1 protein-coding gene is annotated in these 1,155 nt (G+C 62.3%); it reads right to left on the reverse strand.

What is annotated here, in order from left to right; genetic code table 11:
- Positions 1–1,093 (reverse strand): CaiB/BaiF CoA transferase family protein (locus ACR0E6_RS21295; protein WP_480587053.1); only part of this gene is annotated, 1,093 nt, incomplete at its 3' end.
- Between the last annotated feature and the right edge of the window lie 62 nt (positions 1,094–1,155).

Genomic DNA, 1,155 nt, shown 5'->3' on the forward strand with positions numbered 1-1,155 from the left:
CGCGGCCAAAGCGGGGTGTTTCCGGATCGAAGCTGTGGCGGACGGGGGCCGCAACCAGATGCGCCTCATCCCCGTTTTCCAGCGTGACCGGCGTGCGGCGCAGCTGCGGGTGTACGGCAAAGGTGCTGACCGAGTTCACGGCCCCATAGGCGATGGTTGCCGCGAACAGCTTGCCTTCCAGCTCGGTGCGGGTGTGACGGGCAAAGAACCCGGCCACGATGGCATCCAGTTCAGCGCGGTTGGCGACCCGTTGGGCGGCGTCGCAGAACCGGGGATCGGTCGCCAGGTCGGGCTGTCCGATAACATCGGCGCAGAGGCGTTTCCACTCGCGTTCGTTCTGGATCGAGATCGCCAGAACCTCATTATCTTTGGTGGTAAACCCGCCGTAAGGCGCGATGGACGGGTGATGCAGGCCAACCGGTTGAGGCGCTTTGCCCGCATAAACCGTATGCATCAAAGGCACGGTCATCCAATCGGCTGCAGTGTCGAAAAGGGACAGCTTCACCGCGCTGCCTTTGCCGCTGATGCTGCGCGCGATCAGAGCCTTCTGGATGCCGATGATCGCGTTCATGCTGGCACCGATATCGCAGACCGAAACGCCTATGCGGCCGGGATGTCCGGGCGCTCCGTTGACAGAGACCAGCCCGCTTTCGCATTGCACCAGAAAGTCATAGGCCTTCATCTCGCTGTAACGTCCCTCCTCGCCATATCCGCTGATATCGCAGGTGATCAGGCGCGGGTTGCGTTTGCGCAGGACATCCTCACCAAACCCGGCGCGGGCGATGGCGCCGGGGGCGAGGTTCTGGATGAACACATCCGCCTCGTCCAGAATACGGTGCAGCAGAGCGGCATCCTCGGGGTGTTTTATATCTAGACAAAGGCTTTCCTTGCCGTGATTGGCCCAGACGAAATAGGACGCCGAGCCTTTCACCGCGCCGTCGTACTTGCGGGCGAAATCGCCGGTGTCACGCTCGATCTTGATGACGCGCGCGCCGCCCTGGGCAAAGTGGCACGACGCGAGGGGGGCAGCGACGGCCTGTTCCAGAGATACGAGCAGCAGGGGTTCGTAGGGCTTGAGGAGGGTATCGGTCATGCGGCAGCTCGTGTGTTCAAAAGCGGAGAGGTGCGGTGGATGTCATTGGCGACGTTGGTCAT

This window comes from Ruegeria sp. AP12 (assembly GCF_056540025.1).